The following is a 1036-nucleotide window of genomic DNA, read 5'->3' as shown; positions in this document are numbered from 1 at the left end:
GGCGACGCCCGCCGGTTCCTCCAGCTGGATGCGGCCGCCGGTCGGCGTCTCCAGGCCGAGGATCAGGCGCAGCAGGGTGCTCTTGCCGCAGCCCGAGCGGCCGACCACCGCCGTGAACTGGCCGGCCGGGATGTGCAGGTCGAGGCCGTCGATCACGGTGTGGCCGTCGAAGGCCTTGCGCAGGTCGCGCACCGTCACGGCGACGCCGCGGGCGGGGCCCCTCCGTGGCGCGGCTTGGCTGCGGGCGGTCTCTGAGTCCGGCCGGGCGGGCACCGCCTCCCGGGCGCGGTCCGCACCGTCGGCGTCGGGTCGGATGGCGTCGAGCAGCATCAGGCGGTCCTGTAGGCGGGGTTCCAGGCGAGGGTGGCGCGCTCCAGCCGGCGCGTCAGGGCGTCGGCGAGCTTGCCGAGCAGTGCGTAGATCAGGATCGCCAGCACCACGACGTCCACGAGCATGAACTCGCGCGCCTGCATGGCCATGTAGCCGAGCCCCGAGGAGGCCGAGATCGTCTCGGCGACGATGAGCGTCAGCCACATGATGCCGAGCCCGTAGCGCAGGCCGACGAAGATCGAGGGCAGGGCGCCCGGCAGCACGACGCGGCGGAAGAGTTCGGCCCGCGACATGCCGTAGACGCGGCCCATCTCGACGAGGCCGGGATCGACCGAGCGGATGCCGTGCAGCGTGTTGGCGTAGATCGGGAAGAAGACGCCGAGCGCCACGAGGAAGAGCTTGGCCTCCTCGCCGATGCCGAACCACAGGATCACCAGCGGGATCAGCGAGAGGTGGGGCACGTTGCGCACCATCTGCACGCTGGTGTCGGTGAGCCGCTCGGAGAGACGCGACAGGCCGTTGGCGAGGCCGAGCGCGAAGCCGATGCCGCCGCCGATGGCGAAGCCCGCGATGGCGCGCAGCGCGCTCACCCCGAGATTGGTCCAGAGTTCACCCGTGCTCGCCGCCGCGAGGCCGGCGCGCGCCACGTCGAGGGGCGCGGGCATGAAGCGATTGGAGACGAGGCCGGCCGAGACCGCGGCCTGCC

Annotated in this window: 2 protein-coding genes; both read right to left on the bottom strand. The window is 72.6% G+C overall.

Features of this window, described 5'->3' with window-relative positions; genetic code table 11:
- Positions 1 to 330, bottom strand: a 330-nt coding sequence (locus AX737_RS09260) for an ATP-binding cassette domain-containing protein (protein WP_156453611.1), incomplete at its 3' end; no start/stop codon positions are given.
- Positions 330 to 1036, bottom strand: a 707-nt coding sequence (locus AX737_RS09255; protein ID WP_066920802.1) for an ABC transporter permease subunit, incomplete at its 5' end; no start/stop codon positions are given. The genes AX737_RS09260 and AX737_RS09255, both read right to left, overlap by 1 nt.

This window comes from Methylobacterium sp. CCH5-D2, assembly GCF_001556475.1.
Taxonomy (GTDB): Bacteria; Pseudomonadota; Alphaproteobacteria; order Rhizobiales; family Beijerinckiaceae; genus Methylobacterium; species Methylobacterium hispanicum.
Note: the sequence above shows the minus strand (reverse complement) of the source record. Positions and strands in the feature narration are given on the sequence as shown.